The sequence below is a fragment of the Duganella fentianensis genome (assembly GCF_964031615.1).
Classification (GTDB): Bacteria; Pseudomonadota; Gammaproteobacteria; order Burkholderiales; family Burkholderiaceae_D; genus Rugamonas; species Rugamonas fentianensis_A.
Genome location: NZ_CAXIQN010000008.1, coordinates 23,451 through 40,207, shown reverse-complemented (window position 1 = coordinate 40,207; position 16,757 = coordinate 23,451). Strand labels below are relative to the sequence as shown.

The window sequence follows — 16,757 nt, the reverse complement described above, 5'->3', positions numbered from 1 at the left end:
AGTCCAGCATGATGACCTTAGAACTGGTTCATCGTGTTGTCTTTACCTGCTGCTTTCAGGGCTGCTTCGCCGCTGAAGTAGTCTTTGTGGTCGTCGCCGATGTCGGAACCGGACATGTTCTGGTGTTTTACGCAAGCGATACCCTGACGGATTTCCTTACGTTGTACGCCAGCCACATAACCGAGCATACCCTGGTCGCCGAAGTATTCTTTGGCCAGATTGTCGGTCGACAGCGCAGCCGTGTGGTAGGTCGGCAGCGTGATCAGGTGGTGGAAGATGCCGGCTTCGCGGGCTGCATCCGCCTGGAAGGTGCGGATTTTCTCGTCAGCTTCTTTGGCCAGTTCGGTGTTGTCGTATTCCACGCTCATCAGCTGGCTGCGCTCGTAGGACGAGACGTCTTTGCCTTCCGCTTTCATGCGGTCGTAAGCTTGCTGACGGAAGTTCAGGGTCCAGTTGAACGATGGGCTGTTGTTGTACACCAGCTTGGCGTTAGGGATCACTTTACGGATTTCGCTGACCATGCCGCCGATCTGGGCGATATGTGGTTTTTCCGTTTCGATCCACAGCAGGTCGGCACCGTTCTGCAGCGAGGTGATGCAGTCCAGTACGCAGCGCGCTTCGCCGGTGCCGGAACGGAACTGGAACAGGTTCGATGGCAGACGCTTAGGACGCAGCAGTTTGCCTTCGCGTTTGATGATCACGTCGCCGTTGCCCAGAGCGTCAGCCGACACTTCTTCGCAATCGAGGAAGGAGTTGTACTGGTCGCCCAGGTCGCCTGGCTGCTTGGTCACAGCGATCTGTTTGGTCAGGCCGGCACCCAGCGAGTCGGTACGGGCGACGATGATGCCGTCGTCCACGCCCAGTTCCAGGAAGGCGTAACGGATCGCGCGGATCTTGGCCAGGAAGTCTTCGTGTGGCACGGTGACTTTACCGTCCTGGTGACCGCATTGCTTCTCGTCCGACACCTGGTTTTCGATCTGGATGCAGCAGGCACCTGCTTCGATGAACTGCTTGGCCAGCAGGTAGGTTGCTTCAGCGTTACCGAAACCGGCGTCGATGTCGGCGATGATAGGTACAACGTGGGTCACGTGGTTGTCGATTTTTTCCTGAATCGCCGCTTTGGCAGCGCCTTCGGCAGCGTCCAGTTGACGGAACAGGCCGCCCAGTTCACGTGCGTCAGCCTGACGCAGGAAGGTGTACAGCTCTTTGATCAGGGCCGATACGGCGGTTTTTTCGTGCATCGACTGGTCTGGCAGCGGACCGAATTCCGAGCGCAGCGCGGCAACCATCCAGCCCGACAGGTAGAGGTAGCGGCGTTCGGTGCTGTTGAAGTGCTTCTTGATCGAAATCATCTTCTGCTGACCGATGAAACCGTGCCAGCAACCCAGCGACTGGGTGTACTTGGCTGGATCGGCATCGTAGGCAGCCATGTCGGCGCGCATGATTTTGGCCGTGTACTTGGCGATGTCCAGACCGGTTTTGAAACGGTTCTGAGCGCGCATACGGGCAGCCGATTCAGGATTGATGGCGTTCCATGCACTACCTTCTTTTTGCTTCAGTGCAGCAACGGCTTGGATGTCGTCTTGGTATTGGGACATGATGATTTCCTTGGCAGTTAAACAGAATAATAAAGATTCAAAAACGGGTGCCGGGAGTGTAGGTAGTGCGGTTCACTGGGGCCGGCGGTAAGTAAATAATGCGTTGAAAACTTTCTATAAAAAGCGAAGTTCGATGGAATAATCATAGTCCTTTTTTCGCTGAGTGGCATGTCTTATATAAGACATATAACTTAATTTTATCTGTTCAATTTCAATGACTTATCATTTAATTTTTATGATGTGGAATGACTTTTTATCGGATGGGATGAATTCTGTGGTTTTTTTGCGACCTCAATTCTGCAATGTGAGAGTGCCGTTTCGCATCGTGGGAAATGGTGTCTGAATGGCGCGACGTTGTCTTGCCTTATGTCATTGATTAGTTCTGACGGTCGGCGTAAGGTCGTTAGTGCGGGGAGACTTTAAAGGAGATAGTGATGAATAAGAGCGTGCTGGCAGGGGTTCTGATGTTGCAGTGCGGTTGGCTGGCCAATGTGCAGGCCGCTGAAGCGCATGGCACTACGGCCGAAGCGGAAGCCATGGTGCAGCAGGCGGTGGCGCTGGTGAAATCGGCGGGGCCGGACAAGGCCTACAAGAGCTTTACCGAGCATCCGAATGGTGCGTTCAAGGACAAGGACATGTATGTGTTCGTATATGACTACGAAGGCAACTGTCTGGCGCAGGGTGCCAATCCCAAAATGGTGGGCAAGAACCTGTACATCATGAAGGATGTGGACGGCAAACCGTTCATCAAGGACATGATCGATATGGTCAAGAGCAAAGGCAAAGGCTGGTATGGACCCTACAAGTTCAATAATGCAGCGACCAATAGCTATGACCTGAAAAAATCCTATTGCGCGCAGGGTGCTGCCAACACCATGGTGTGTGTCGGCATCTACGAAGGTAACTAAGGCATAGTTCTGGCTATACCGGAAGTAAATAACTCTATAATCACCCTCGGGCATGGACGCTAACCCGCAGCGTCCGGTGCCATGGCTGAGGGGGATGACTTGCAGCAAGACCGGTGGTGGCTGACGTGGGCTTGGGTGGTGCTGGCGCTGGCGGGCCTGCAGGGGCAGGCGTGCGCGGCCGATGTGTACATCATCGACATGAACTCCAGCAAATCCCACTTTAACAATAGTCACGTGATGCGCCTGCTGAATGCGGCGCTGGAAGCGTCGCGCAGCCGTTACGGTGACTACGAGCTGAAAGTGTCAGCTCTGCACATGGAGCGCGAACGCTTGCTGCAGGAAATGCTCAAGGGCAGCAATGTGAATCTGAGCGGGCAGGTCACATCGGCCGAGTGGGAAACCAAGCTGATACCGATCCGCATTCCACTCGATAAAGGGTTGTCCTGTTATCGGATTTCTCTGATCGACGGCCGCAAGCAAAATCTGTTCAGCGCGGTGCGTACGCTGGACGATCTCAAACAGTACAGCTTAGGGGCGGGGCGCCAGTGGAGTTCCACTGGCATCTACCGCCAGGCCGGCCTGCCGCTGGTGGAAACCAATAGCACGCTGGGGCTGCATCACATGCTGGCAGCAGGGCGCTTCCAGCATTTCCCCCGTGCCATCGACGAAGCCATCTACGAGCAGGCCGCCTATGTGCAGGAATTTCCCACGCTGACGGTCGAGCGCAGCTTTGCTCTATATATTCCAGCGCCGCGCTATTTCTTTATCGGCGGGCAGCAGCAGCGGCTGGCGCAGCGGCTCGAATACGGCCTGCAGCGGCTCGTTGCCGACGGTCGCTATGACCAGTTATTCCACCAGTTCTATGACGGACTGATAGAACAGTCCGGTCTGCGCAAGCGGCGCATCTTCAGGCTGGACAATCCCGAACTTTCGCCACTGACGCCGCTAGACAATAAGGCCTACTGGTATGTGCCGGAGTAGGGTGCGCGACTGGGCTAGAACTGCGCTGACTCAGCCTTTTTCTTGGCAGCTCGCTCGGCGGCGTTATCGGTTTTGTATTTCTGTGAAAGGTCATTGCGTATATAACGGAGCTGCATAGTGAAGCTCAGGTGGGGCGCGTCTAGTTCGATGATCGCGTCGGCCGGCTCGAAGCGCGCGAACTGATCGCCTACATAAGGCAGTCGAGTAGCCCTGACTTTGTACTTCGACTGCAAGTATTGATAGACAGAGGCAAAGCGCTCCTTGTCCATCTCCATAATGACCCCGGCCAGCTTGCCCGTACTATCGAAGATATACAAGACTTCCGTGAGTCCCTCGATCTGGTATGCAGAGCCATCGCTTGCCAGCATCTTTCCGCCACTATATTTATTGATGCCGCGCTCGCTGAGGTCGGTGCTACGGGACAGACTGTTGGACAGCTCCTCGCTGGTGGTGACGCCAATCTCGACCCCGAGCACCTGGGTTCCAGCCTTCGCCGGCTGTAACCATAGCATGCAGGGCAAAATCAGCAGGGGCAATGGCAGACGCATGATGAATTCTCAAAAGATAGAGCTGCTGGCATAAGGCTGTGAATATGGTAGATTTTACAAGGGTGGTATCAACTACTTTTGTGTTTGCGCAAAGACTGGGCTGGTGTTTTATGACGTGGATAATGAAATCTGATGGAAAGCGTAAGCCTGCATTGCTGCAGCGTCGAATGCTGGTTTTGCCGTTAATGCTGTTGACTCAGTTGCCGTTGCCTGTGCTAGCACAAGTAGAGCAGCCAGCCAAAGGGCTGAGGGCCGAAGCTGCAATTCTCGGTTCGGCGGGTGAGACTAGCCTGCAGGAGCTGCGGGTGCAGGGGCGCAAAGTGCTAGTTCATCTGCCTGCCGGTGATGGTTCGGCGCGTCCTTTACCGCTGGTGTTAGCCCTGCATGGCGGCGGCGGCCATGCCGGACTGATGGCCGATGATAGTCGCTACGGTTGGCAGCGTGAAGCTGATCAGGGTGGTTTTATCGTGGCGTTCCCGAATGGCGCCAGCCGCTTGCCCGGAGGGCGGCTGGCAACCTGGAATGCGGGGGGATGCTGCGGCTATGCGCGCGATCAGACAGTGGATGATGTGGCTTTTCTGCGTGCCGTGGTGGCGGAACTGGCAGGGCGCTACCGCATCGATAGCGCGCGGGTTTTTGCCACTGGCATGAGCAATGGCGGCATGATGGCGCACCGACTGGCCTGCGATGCGGCCGATCTGTTTCGCGCCGTTGCTTCGGTGGCCGGTACGGATGCCAGCGCGCACTGTCAGCCGTCCCGTCCCGTCTCTGTGCTGCACATCCATGCGCGAGACGATGACCATGTGCTGTACGCGGGCGGTGCCGGGCCCAACGCGTTCCGTGACCGGCGCAGCGTGATGGAGTTCGTCTCCGTGCCGCAGACGGTGGCGCGCTGGGTGCTGCGCGACCAGTGCCACAGTGCGGCGCAGCCGGTGCTGCAGGTGGTGGGTGCCAGCTGTGTGGCGTATGGCGACTGTGCCGCCGGTGTCCGTGTGCAGTTATGCAGCACCGACACGGGCGGCCATAGCTGGCCCGGCCCTGCCGCGCCGATCGATGCCACCCGCGAGATCTGGCGCTTCTTTAGCGCAAGCGCCAGCCAGCCCTAGTTCAGCTGGGCGGCGATCCAGCGATTCACCGCACCCTCGAGTACGTCCAGCGGCACCGAGCCGTGCGATAGCACTTCGTTGTGGAAGGCGCGCAGGTCGAACTTCTTGCCCAGTTTGGTCTCGGCACGGCTACGCAGTTCGCGCAGTTTCAGTTCGCCGATCTTGTAGCTGAGCGCCTGACCCGGTACGGCGATGTAGCGCTCCACTTCCTGCACGGCCGTCACTTCATCCTGCGGCACGTTGTCCTTGAAGTAGGCGATGGCCTGCTCGCGCGTCCAGCCTTTGGAGTGGATGCCGGTATCCACCACCAGCCGCACGCCGCGCCAGATTTCCGCCGTCAGGCGACCCACCCATTGCCACGGATCGTCATACATGCCGATCTCCTGCCCCAGCATTTCGCTGTACAGGCCCCAGCCTTCGGAGAAGGCCGTGCTGGCGCCGAAGCGGCGGAAGTCCGGCAGACCGGCCGTTTCCTGCGCCAGACTGCGCTCGAAATGGTGGCCGGGGATGGCTTCGTGCAGGAAGAAGGCATTGGTGGTGAAGCGGGTGCGCGTCTCCGGTTTGTAGGCGTTGAAGTAGAACACGCCGGGACGTTTGCCATCGACCGAGCCGCGCTGGTAGGAAGCCGGTGCAGCACTGACTTCGCGATAGCCTTCGACCGGGCGGATTTCGAATGGCGCTTTGGGCAGGTGGGCAAACAGCAGGTTCTGTTTGGCCTCGACTTTCGGGCGGATCGCTTCATAGGCAGCCTGAATTTCCTCGCGGGTTTTGAAGCGCAGTTCCGGTGCCGTGTTCAGATGCTGGAAGAATTCCTTGAGTGTGCCCTTGAAGCCAACCTTTTCCTTGGCGATTTCGAACTGGGCACGGATGCGCGCCACTTCGCTCAGACCGATGTCGTGGATCTGGGCGGGCGTCAGTTCGGTGGTGGTGGAGCGGCGCGCGAGGAATGCATACCATTCCTGCCCGCCGGGCAGGGCACCGATGCCGGCCGTGTCGCGTCCCGCCGGCAGATAGGTGTCGCGCATGAAGCTGAGCAGCTTGCGGTTGGCCGGTGCCAGCTGTTCGCGTACCAGCTTGCCGTAGGCGGTCGTCAGGCGTTCCTTGTCGGCGGCACTGAACGAGGACGGGAATTTCTTCACCGGCCCCATATAGGTGCTGGTGTCCAGATTGTCGCTGCCGACGTTTTCTAATTGCGGCAGCACGCGCTGGATCAGTGCTTTAGGCATGACCACGCCCTGTGCGATGCCTTTGCGCATATCGACCATCAGATGCTCGACGGCGGGAGCGTAGCCGGATGCACGCTGCAGCCAGTTGTCATAGTCCTGCACCGTCTGGAAGGGCTGGGCCGAACTGCCCGAACCCAGTTGCGCCATGCTCAGGTGCAGGCCGGAGAACTGGTCGACAGGCATCAGGTCAGTCGGGAAGCGCAGGCCATCGAGCACCTGCTGCAGGCGATAGCGCAGCAGATCGTAGCTGATGCGGTCTTCGGCCGGCAGGGTGGCGGGATCGTAGGCCGCGCTCAGCGCCAGATATTTTTCCGCCAGTGCGCGGCTCTGGGCGTGGGCTTCGGCCGCTGTCAGCGGGCCGAACAGATGGTTGTAGCGCTGGTCGCCGTTGTAGGTGGCGGCAATCGGGTTCTCGCGCAGATAGTCTTCCCAGTACTGGGCATAGAGCTGGTTCATCTTTTCCGGCGTGGCCGGAGTTTTGACCTGAGCGATGGCAGGGATGGCGGCGCACAGCAGAGTGCACAGCAGCAGCGGGAGATTAGGGCGCATGGTGTCCTCGAGAAATTTTAGCCGTGCAAGAATAGCACGGTCGATGCCATATCTCAGGCGTCGGGGCGCATCCCAGAGGGAGATATCTGCAGGAAATTTAAATTTGCTATAGGCGCAACATTTCTTTTACTCTTAATGGTTACCGCATATCCTTCTTTTCGCTAGTTTGCGTTCTACCAATTTTGCAGTCTTCTCATGTTTGGTGATGCCCAATGGGTCAATTTCTTGCAGCAGTGTTCGGAACCGTTCGACGCAATCTGATCGCATTCTTACTTATTGTGCTTGTTCTCGTCGCGGGGAAGATGATAGGGAGCGAATGGGACCACGCCCAGAGAGTTGCGAGCGAACTTCCGGAGCTGCAGATTGCGGCAGCAAGTGTCGGTGCGCATCAGATGGCCCTAGCGGAAGAAATGACAGGGCGGGTAAAGCGCATGTCCAAGGCCGGCGTTCAGCAACTTGATGGGGAAATCCGCATTCTGGAGGCAGACATCGAGCGTTTGCACCGTAAGCAGGAGGGTATATCGGTAGGCACTGGTATATTTAAGCGCCCCAGTGGGGTAGTGGAAGAACTGCAGCGGAAGGCTGCACTTGGCGTTGAAATCGAGATACGCAGTCAGACTAGAGCATATCTGGTGGCTTTGCGTACCCATCTTGTTTTGTTAGGCGACCGGCAGGTAGAACTTGAAAAACTCGAACGGCTCCGCCTCGAACATGTACGAATTTATACGGCCATCCAGAGCGCAGAGCAGCAACTGAGTAAAATTGAAGTGGATGCAGGCGTGTTGGGAAAAATCCCATTTACGCGCAAGCATCAGCAAGTGGGGCAACTGACGGCCGAACTGAAAGAACTTAAAGTGGCCAATCACCGTGCTCACCAGGACTATCGGGCACAAAAACAGTTGCTAGCCCGCTTACCACTGCCCGCTGCGCTGAATGAGTTCCGCATTAATGAGCAGCGCCTCGCGCAAGCTAGCGCGCCGCTTCAAAAACGGCTGATGGAGGCTGAGCAATGGGCGGAGAAGAACCTGCTGTGGCACTCGTATCAGACCGTGCGCCCAGTGTTGCCACTGGCCCTATTCGTACTGGTCAGTTGGTGGCTGGTTCCGGTCGCTATACGCGCGCTCTTTTATTATGTGCTGGCTCCGTTTGCCGCGAGCAGACCTGCCATTGTCATCCGCCGTAGTACGAGTACCGGAGCGGCCGCCTATGCTAAGCAGCGCTCCGGGCACGATAGTTCACTAATTTCGGCGGTATCGCGGACGATCTCCTTGGCGCCAGAATGTGAAATGCTCATCCGGCCGGACTACTGTCAAAGCCAGCCTGTGGGCGTGCAGGCCAGCACCAAATTGCTATTCGACTGGGGGCGCTGGCTGACAAGTATTGCCGCGCATCTGTGGCTGCTAAAGCGTCTGCGTACCGCACAATCTGCGGATATCGTGGTGTCGTCGACCAGTGACGCACTTGATGAAGTCGCACTGCTGGAAATTGGCTCTGGCGAGGCTTTTGTGCTGCAGCCACGCGGGCTGATCGGGATGATGTACCCGATCGGACATCGTCCGAAAATCCGTAGCCATTGGCGACTGGGAACTCTGCATGCATGGCTGACGCTGCAGTTGCGTTACCTTGCCTTTGAAGGCCCGGTAACACTGGTCGTCAAAGGCTGCCGTGGCGTGCGCCTAGAGAAGGCGGCTAGTGACCGTACCATTAGTCAGGATGCAACTCTGGGATTTAGCGCTAATGCCCAGTATTCCACCGTGCGCGCAGAGCCTTTTGTGCCCTATCTGAGGGGCCGGCAGTCACTGCTGCAAGATAAATTTGGCGGACAGGATGCCTATTACCTGTATGAGGAAGTGCCGCGCAATGTGCGACCGGATGGGCAGAAGCATAATCCGCTGGAGGTGCTACTTGACGCCTGCTTAAAGGCTTTCGGGATTTAGCCGGAGGATTGCAGAAACAAAAACGCCACCCGAAGGTGGCGTTTTTGCTGAATTCTTGGTGGCCCGGGGCGGAATCGAACCACCGACACAAGGATTTTCAAAACGAGGCTCTACTGAATGCGTCAGCGTGGCCCTTGCTGCGTCCGCTAAGAAACTAGCCCAACTCCGATCCGGGATTACGTCAAGGAAGTCCTTGACGTATGGAGTTTCTGACTACCGCCTAATAGGTCCGCGACGCGGTGGCTTGGCACTTCATGGACAGTGCTAATCGGCGCGTATTTTTCAAGTTAAGGAACCGGGCATAGACAGGCGAAGTTAGCCAAGGCAATTCCGACGCGTCGCGGATATCGTTCAGGGAACCGAGTGGAACTGGGGCATCTATCATTACCTAGCAGGAGGAAAGACAGGTGTCAGACAGTGCGCCTTTCAAGCTGCAGCTACTACCAGCATAAATTGCCCCTTCTATACCGTCGAAACTGTGATGTTTCGACGGTTGCGAGCCATCGCGCTGTAGCTCACAGTTGGAAAAAAATAGTGGTAGCACTTGCTACACACTTTTTAACCATGGGGTACCAAAACTGGCGAAGCCAGTGTAATCGGGATAGATAGTCCTGTGCAAATAGCCAAACATTTTCTCAAGACGACTTCGAATCTCTGCCTTGGCTCCTGCGGCGATACGGAATGTGTAAAGAGCTCCGTCTGTTACTCCACCATGTACAGGATCGAAGACATGCGGACGGAGTGCAAGGCAGCATGCCTCTCGTCCTTCTTTAATCTTCCAATGACCGTCGGCGGCAATTCTACTTTTAGGAAATTGGAATTTTCCACCTGTTGGAAGTTGTGTGGCTGGAGCTCCACCAAAGAGAAAACCTCCATTCTGCGCAGAAATACGCGCATCAAGATTCGAAGGCTTCCAAGCAAATACTGATGTTGTCCACTCTTTAGATGGAACTGCGTCGGGTCGCTCGGACTTCCAAGGGCGACTGAGATCGTCTTCCCATGCACGTCTATCGGGGTGCTCGTTTATCAGCCGGTTGGTGATATCAATAGCAAATAGCCTCGCGTCGCAGCCACCGTGAATTTCCTGAGCATTTGCCCATCTCGGTTCAACTGCAAACCAAGCCGCAATCCACGCATTGAAAGTGATGTCGATTAACCTAGTTGGTGCGCCATAGTGTTGAAGCATCGCCAACTGTCGAAGTATTGATAAACGCCCAGAGCCGGATGGGGCATGTAATCCCCATCGATGTAGCTCTGCCAGAATTTTTGCTTCTTCCATTTGTTGATTGGCTTCGTCAACTACTTGTGTACGAGTAAGCGCAACCCTCCGATATAGTGAGCTGTGTAAGGCCCAACCAGCGTCGATTTGGCCTCGCCAAGCAAATTGAATATCGCGGCGTACGGCCTTTTCCATAACGAGTTCGATATTCTCAACCAAATCGCTAAATGAGTTAATTTGAACCTCGAATGGTTGCCAAAAATTGTTAATGTCGATCATGGATAAACAACCCTATTCAGCATAATTGCCACGGCCTGTTTCTGGCCGGCTAATATTTTTTATCGTAAAAGCCAACTATACTTGACCTTGACGGTTGGATTCTCCCCATTTCTCACCGCGAAAAAAAATGGCCACGACATTCGCATGTCGTGGCCATTTTCGGTTTGCTCTCCGCCTACGCTTTATTTACCAGATTCGATACCAGCTGCGACGTATTTCGCAGCGTGCTAGACGCCAAGTGAGCATAGCGCTGGGTGGTGACGCTCGATGCATGGCCTAGTAGCAGCTGTACCTGATACAAAGACGCCCCCTCGTTGACCAGCATGCTAGCGAACGCATGTCGGCAGTCATGAAGTCGGCACCGCTCCACCTTGGCTGCGGCGAGGATGCGATGCCATGCCTTGGTCGGGTTATTGAGCGGCTTCATCGGGTCTTTGCCGGGGAAGATCCACGGCGAGTCGTCCAGACGCGGCGCGCTCTTAAATACATCAATGGCTGCGTCGTTCAGGACAACGTGACGGGAGCGACCGTTTTTGGTCTTGGGCAGGAAAAGCGAGCCCTTTTCCAAGTCGAGGTGCTCATGACGGCTTTGCAAGATTTCTTCCCGGCGCAGGCCGGTTAAAATCAAGGCGCAAATCGCACGGGCCGCCACCGGATTCATGTCGAGCGGGGCTGCCGCCAGAATGCGACGAATATCGTCCGGCGACATGAAGTGATCTTTGCGGTTGGCTTCCTTGAGTTTCTTCAGATTGGCGCAGGGCGACTGTGCGATACGCTTCCACGACACGGCAAGATTGAAGAATACACTCAGCAACGCGTGGACGCGGTTGACGGTCGCTGGGGACAGCGTCGCCTTCAGACTGCCCAGCAGCAACTGGATATCGCGCGGAGAGACATCAGACAGGCGCAGATTCCCTATGACAGGCAGAACGTGATCGCGGAATTTTGCGATATCATTTTTGTAGGTGATTTTAGTCAGTTTGGCCTGCGCAATATACTCATCGGCGAACTCTCGCACCAGCGGCATGTCCTTCTGCTGCTGGCGTGCTTCTTGTGGGTTGCCGCCGAGGTCGAGCGTGGCGCGGTGCTGGAGCGCCGCAGCACGCGCTTGCTCGATGCTGATAGGGCCGAACTCGCCGATGCGAACAGCGAGTTTCTCGCCACGGTAGGTATAGCGGAACCAGAAGAACTTGCGGCCCGTGGTGCCGACCTGCAGCTTCAGCCCTGCGGTCTGCGGGTCCGTGATTTCATAGTTGCTCGATTTTGCGCCCTGAGCGTGCGCAGGCAGCTTTTCCAGCGCTGCTTTGGTCCACTTGATAGATGCTGCCATGTTAGATGCCTTTCTTGACGGTGTTGATTGGGTTCGTAGTGATCGTGTGTTGCGCGTCGAGCGCCAGATCGCTGGGATGCATGCCAATGCGGATCGTGAGGAATTCACCCTTATGGAAAATGCAGATCGCTTTGCGACCTGCTGCATCAGTTGGCAATTCCGAATCGGCAAACTCGCCATCTGGCATGTACATGGCCAGTACCTCAGTAATTGGCGAAAGCCAGTCCACGGGATCGGATTCGTTCTTGTTCTCTATTTGATTCATTTTTCTTCTCCTGTTGATACCAACAAATGCGTTGATAGACAGGACTGTACTGACTACAACTGAGTGTCGCAGTCGGAGGGAATCCTTATGGAATAAGGGTTTCTTGATGGTCTTGATAGAGAGAAATTTGCATCAGGGAAGTCGTTCACAGAATCTCCTTCTGCATTTCGAATTTGTCTAATAAACTGGAAGAAAAAATTCCAAGCAATAGTCTTGCGGGTTGACGTAGCTGTGAACTTAGTCTTCCAAGTCCTTGGAACTGAGCTGGATATCGGAGGCGGGGAATCCGCATGGCGTTAGCGTTGGCCTCGATCCATGCGGATTCTGGTGTTTTGTGACGTGGCGGTTGTTCCTGCTTTCCGGTCTATTCCCGGCCTTTGAGGTTGCCCTCGTGGGGCATATTGAGAGTGGACGCGTTCGCTACTCGGGAATTGGTGCTGGACAGCCATTGATGGCGGGAGGGTCCGAGGCGACATGGCGACCGGGCGACACCGTTATCGCGGTGCGCCCCAGTTCTGCGGTTGATGCCGAACCCAAGCGGGTAATGACGTGGCGACACGGCTACATGGCGACACGGAGTAATCAATGCACGCCGTCCGAAAAGTGCTGAGCACATTTTCGGCGGCAGATGGCTTAATATTCCGAGGGCAGTAGGACGGTGGTGGCGGAGCGGTCAGCCTCCGTAATAACCCAGATTTTCGTACCGTCGGTGAGGCGGTAGCTGGATAGGATGCGGGTACCGGAACTGACGGCGTTATCGTTGGCTTCGGCATCATCGGGGCCGACATCGCCCCAGTCGCCGATACTATGGCGTGCGATCAGGCGCATCGGGATCATACTGTTTGCTTCGAGTACTTTGAGCGCGCCGGGAGTGGCGACGAGCTGGCCGAGAGAAAACAGCATTGCGGGTTGGTGGTAGCTAGGATTATTCATGGATTGCTTTCACATTAGGCAGACATGACCGGTGCTTACGCACGTCATGTTGCCGGGGTTGTTGAGAGGGGAATTACTGAGGGATGGCGCAGGGCCGGGGCTGGTTCATAGAAATTGCGAAAAATCGGGGGCGACAAATTCGGGGCGCTACGTCGCCGTGTCGCCGTGTCGCCATGTCGCCAAGGTCGCCGAGACTATTCCGGCGAGCGGTCGGAGAGTGACGTGCAGAAGGCCGATGCTGTATTGGGCTACATGGCGACGTGGCGACAATTGGAAGATGGTCTGACGTTGATCGACCGTGCTGATTACTTGGTGGGATTGGAATGCGGATGGTCGGTGTCCGGCTATCGCTGCCGGACACCACCATCCACTATCACGCGGCGGCCTACAGGGCGGTGACGGCGTAGTTGTCGCAGGAGCGCTTTTGATCGCCGTAGATGACCACTTCGGTGTATTGGCTTACCTCGCCACGGGCCTCCAGCAGTGTCAGCAGCTCCTTGGTACGCTTACTTGGGCGAGCGCAGCGTGGGCCATCCTTGTACATCATGCGAACTGGGATGGCGGCGAGATCGAGTTCTTCGCTCTTGTTCTGCATCCACTCCAGCAGGGTCTTGGCGTCGGCTTCATCCTTGTTGGCCGGGGTCACATTGAAGACGTGCATGGCCGTATTCAAGTAGTAGTCTCCAAGGTCTATTGCGCGCAGCATGATGTCCTCACTAATGTCCTGGACATTCTTATCTTCTAGGATGGCGAGCAGCGCCGCAATACGCATGACTTGTTCTGCGAAGCGGGTAACGTAACCTGCGTGCGTCGCCAGATCACCACCGGGACCAGCTTCCATCTCCAGCTTATTGTAGAACTCGACCCATGCCGCTTTCGCACCGGGACTCATGCGTACAGTACGGGTATCCATGCCGCCCGTTTCTGGATTGATTTTCCAAGCGTGTGTCGCCAGCGCCGTGATTTTGGCGCAGAATTCTTGATACAGTGGTTCAGTATCGAGTTCGACATCGACGTGCTTACGGGTTCCAAGCAGCGATGGCGGCTGGCTGTACAGGAAGCGATTCCCCATGCCCTGCTGCATGACCATTCCTGAGCTAAGGAAGTCCATCGCCACGATAGGCTGGCAGAACAGCAGCACGCTCAGTCGACGGCCCTGAGCGTAGTGATGTTCTTCTACGCGGGTGCGGGTGAGCGGTTCGCCGGAGAACAGCGAGGCCACGTTACCCAAGAAGCGGCTTAGGTTATCGCGGGACATGGCATGACCGCCCAGCAGCGAAGCGCCTTCCAGCGCGAGCAGGAACTGGGCAGGGCAGCGCTCGATCAGGCCTACTACCATGCCATCGACAGTAACGTCTTGGATGATCATGCTGCTGCGCGCATCGTCAGCGCGGCTGATGGCCGCGTAGACGGGCTTGATGATCATGTCGATAGTAGAAGACTTACGTTCGCCCGATGCTGCGATCACAAACATATTGATCGTCACCGGGCAGCCCGAATCGGTCTGACGGGACGATACGTTGATGAGGGACTGCGCGAGAGCCGAGACCACACCGAGCAGCGCCGAGCCGACCATTTCCAGATCAACCTGCACGGCTTTGGCGATCAGCATGATGATGGCGGTAAGACTGCCAAAAGCGTGGACAGGGTAGGACTTTTTCTTGTTCAGGACAACGCTGGTAGCCAAGGCAGGGGGCTGGGCAACCTCCACTGATTCGGCATCAGCGTGCTGCGTCAGGGGTTGATTGTCGTCCTCGTCATCCGTATCGAGCGGTTCGCTATCGTCTTCTTCGCCGTCAATCGGCTCATCCTCTTGCTGTTCCTGTTGCTTGATCTTCGCCAGCACCAAAGCTCGACGCGCTTTATTCGCGCTATGCTCAGCCACCAGCTCCTTCATGGTTTTTTTCTTTTTCTCTTTATTAACTACGGGCATATGCTTCACGCCGGTATTCTCGCTGACGCTGGAATCGTTCGCTGCATCTTGGTCAGGAGCACTATCCTGCGCCACGGAATCGCTAGAGGCCTGCGCCGCTTGGCGCATTTTGATCTTCTCCATCAACTCCCTTATACTAGGTTTCTCCTGCATTTTTTCTCTCCTGTTAAGCCAAAAAACGTTTTGGTAAACCGGACTTTAGCGTTTATCTCGCTTCCCATCTTACGGAGAATTCCCTTGTATTAAAGGGCGTATTGGGTGGCTTGGGATTTCAGTGGGTCGCGTCAGGTAAGTCGTTCAGAGAACGTTTTTGGTGATTACGAATTTGTCTAATTCAGAAGTAAAAAAGGCTCCTAGCTTGGCTATTGTGTTCGCAAGAGAGCTTGCCGAGTTGATGGGCGGGAACCCATCGCGCCTATATCAATGGGGGACGGATTTGGGACTGCCCATGCCACGTGCACGGCAGACCTTCTATTCGCATCTGGCAAGTGATGGATGGGAGATGGAGAGTGAGCGCGCATCCTCCGAGTCATGTCGGATGGGAAGTCGCCCTTTGAATTGCCAGCTACGTGTGCGTGTGGTGTCGCTGGTAACGCAGTTCAGACGAGATATACGGGCCGGGCAACAGCGGCAGTTGATCGTATTGCTGGGATATGAGGTGGGGTCACGCCTAATTCATTTCCGGGTCTATCGCGGTCCGGCCTACGACGCTGGCGATGGGTACGGGGTTCACGAATGCGAGAGAATTCCTGTCGCCACGGTCGCAGCCTTCGTGAACGAATGTGGCCGCATGGTCGGACTGCCGTTGGAGCGTGTTTTGCTGACCCAGCAGCTGATGGACTTTAAGCCTGTGAAGGGCAAGAAATATTTCCTATCGCTGACAGAGGGGAAGATGGTGGTGAGGAAGTCAGTTGAGGAAGCTGGTGATAACGAAGTGCTATGCAGCTTCGGCAGTCCGAAACCATGCCAGACGCTAGACGGCGAGCATCCGTTCAGCGCTTGGTGTGGTGCGACGAATGCTACTCAGTTGACCGCTGGCCTATCTGACTTGGTCAAGCGGCACAATAAGGCGGTGGCTTTGCCGCGCTTAGAGGATGCCCGGAAGGCGTTGGATAAACTTTTGGAAAAGTCCCATGTGGCTGCTGTTAAGGCACCAAGTGGGTCGTCCAAGTGGGAGCTGCCGCAGTCCGCTTTCCAAGCGCGTATCATGAAGCATGATTACGCCTTGGAGCGGATGACATTGCACGAGGTACGCTTCATACCCCGGCAGTATGAGCGATTTGAGGAATTTCCCGGTGACTGCGCGCCGTAACTGGACGGGCGGGATGCCATGGCGACATGGCGACCCGGCGACCTGACGGTGGTCGAGGCCTATCAGTGTCGGGGACAGGTTTGTCGCCATGACGCCATGTCGCCGCCAGTCCCCGACGTTGTTTCCCCCTTCTTCCTGATATTGCCGGTTGATGCGACATAGAGTATCGACGTTATTAGTTGGGATTGTAGGCCGCCAGATTCCCTGTGGGAGATACTAGCGGTCGACATGCGGAACTCGTTAAGGGGTGAAGTCCGTGCCGTAACATTTTGGACACGGTGGCAGATTGTCAGAGTTGTTATTTAAGAACACTTTTTGACCGCACTTGATGCAAATGTAAACGCCGATTCCTGGCTTTTCTCCGGTACTAGACATTGATGCTCCTTTAATAAAAAGTAGTCCTGTAAGACAGCCCTCCCCTAGACAGACAGTTTCCAAGGGATTTTTTTTCTTGCAAATTTACGTTAAGGTCAATTGCGCCTAATAGAGTATCACTAAAGATTTCTTAGAACTACGCAGATTGTCACAGTGTTTCTTGTTATATTGGCCTTGCTACTGTGTGGCTGAATGGGGCAACTCTGAAATGGAGTGGGTTGGAGCGAGGTGGCAAATCCAGCTGATTCCCCATTATTT

General features: G+C 55.8%; 13 protein-coding genes. 5 read left to right on the top strand and 8 right to left on the bottom strand.

From position 1 onward, the window contains the following. Positions 1 to 17: 17 nt before the first annotated feature. Positions 18 to 1,598: an isocitrate lyase gene (locus ABNT42_RS04800; protein WP_348694735.1), complete on the bottom strand. Its 1,581-nt coding sequence runs from the start codon at positions 1,596 to 1,598 to the stop codon at positions 18 to 20. A gap of 434 nt (positions 1,599 to 2,032) precedes the next feature. On the opposite strand from ABNT42_RS04800, the gene ABNT42_RS04795 reads away from it, so the two are divergent. Both ABNT42_RS04795 and ABNT42_RS04790 read left to right on the top strand, forming a co-directional pair. Next, entirely contained in the window at positions 2,033 to 2,506 is a 474-nt protein-coding gene (locus ABNT42_RS04795) for a cache domain-containing protein (protein ID WP_348694732.1), read from the top strand. A 99-nt stretch (positions 2,507 to 2,605) separates the two neighbouring features. Further along, entirely contained in the window at positions 2,606 to 3,487 is an 882-nt protein-coding gene (locus tag ABNT42_RS04790) for a hypothetical protein (protein ID WP_348694729.1), read from the top strand. A 14-nt stretch (positions 3,488 to 3,501) separates the two neighbouring features. On the opposite strand, the gene ABNT42_RS04785 is transcribed toward ABNT42_RS04790, so the two are convergent. Continuing rightward, positions 3,502 to 4,035, bottom strand: a complete 534-nt coding sequence (locus ABNT42_RS04785) for a hypothetical protein (protein ID WP_348694727.1) — start codon at positions 4,033 to 4,035, stop codon at positions 3,502 to 3,504. Between the two features lie 212 nt (positions 4,036 to 4,247). On the opposite strand from ABNT42_RS04785, the gene ABNT42_RS04780 reads away from it, so the two are divergent. Continuing rightward, on the top strand, positions 4,248 to 5,141 hold the full coding sequence (locus tag ABNT42_RS04780; protein WP_348694724.1) for a PHB depolymerase family esterase: 894 nt from the start codon (positions 4,248 to 4,250) through the stop codon (positions 5,139 to 5,141). Here the strand turns inward: ABNT42_RS04780 and ABNT42_RS04775 are convergent. Then, a complete protein-coding gene (locus ABNT42_RS04775) occupies positions 5,138 to 6,916 on the bottom strand; it encodes a DUF885 domain-containing protein (RefSeq protein ID WP_348694723.1) in 1,779 nt (592 codons plus the stop codon). The genes ABNT42_RS04780 and ABNT42_RS04775 overlap by 4 nt on opposite strands. 212 nt (positions 6,917 to 7,128) lie before the next feature. On the opposite strand from ABNT42_RS04775, the gene ABNT42_RS04770 reads away from it, so the two are divergent. Beyond that, entirely contained in the window at positions 7,129 to 8,853 is a 1,725-nt protein-coding gene (locus tag ABNT42_RS04770) for a hypothetical protein (RefSeq protein WP_348694721.1), read from the top strand. 547 nt (positions 8,854 to 9,400) lie between these two features. Here ABNT42_RS04770 and ABNT42_RS04765 read toward each other — a convergent pair. From ABNT42_RS04765 to ABNT42_RS04745, 5 genes are all read right to left on the bottom strand, one after another. Beyond that, positions 9,401 to 10,351: an FRG domain-containing protein gene (locus ABNT42_RS04765; RefSeq protein ID WP_348694720.1), complete on the bottom strand. Its 951-nt coding sequence runs from the start codon at positions 10,349 to 10,351 to the stop codon at positions 9,401 to 9,403. Between the two features lie 175 nt (positions 10,352 to 10,526). Beyond that, on the bottom strand, positions 10,527 to 11,681 hold the full coding sequence (locus ABNT42_RS04760) for a tyrosine-type recombinase/integrase (RefSeq protein WP_348694717.1): 1,155 nt from the start codon (positions 11,679 to 11,681) through the stop codon (positions 10,527 to 10,529). Position 11,682: 1 nt separating this feature from the next. After that, positions 11,683 to 11,946 (bottom strand): hypothetical protein, encoded by a 264-nt coding sequence (locus ABNT42_RS04755; RefSeq protein WP_348694715.1) that lies wholly within the window; start codon positions 11,944 to 11,946, stop codon positions 11,683 to 11,685. 633 nt (positions 11,947 to 12,579) lie between these two features. Continuing rightward, a complete protein-coding gene (locus tag ABNT42_RS04750) occupies positions 12,580 to 12,879 on the bottom strand; it encodes a hypothetical protein (RefSeq protein ID WP_348694713.1) in 300 nt (99 codons plus the stop codon). Between the two features lie 385 nt (positions 12,880 to 13,264). Next, positions 13,265 to 14,935 (bottom strand): DUF3987 domain-containing protein, encoded by a 1,671-nt coding sequence (locus tag ABNT42_RS04745; RefSeq protein ID WP_348694712.1) that lies wholly within the window; start codon positions 14,933 to 14,935, stop codon positions 13,265 to 13,267. 187 nt (positions 14,936 to 15,122) lie between these two features. Between ABNT42_RS04745 and ABNT42_RS04740 the strand changes: the two genes are divergently transcribed. Continuing rightward, positions 15,123 to 16,124: a hypothetical protein gene (locus tag ABNT42_RS04740; RefSeq protein WP_348694709.1), complete on the top strand. Its 1,002-nt coding sequence runs from the start codon at positions 15,123 to 15,125 to the stop codon at positions 16,122 to 16,124. The last annotated feature ends 633 nt before the right edge of the window (positions 16,125 to 16,757 follow it).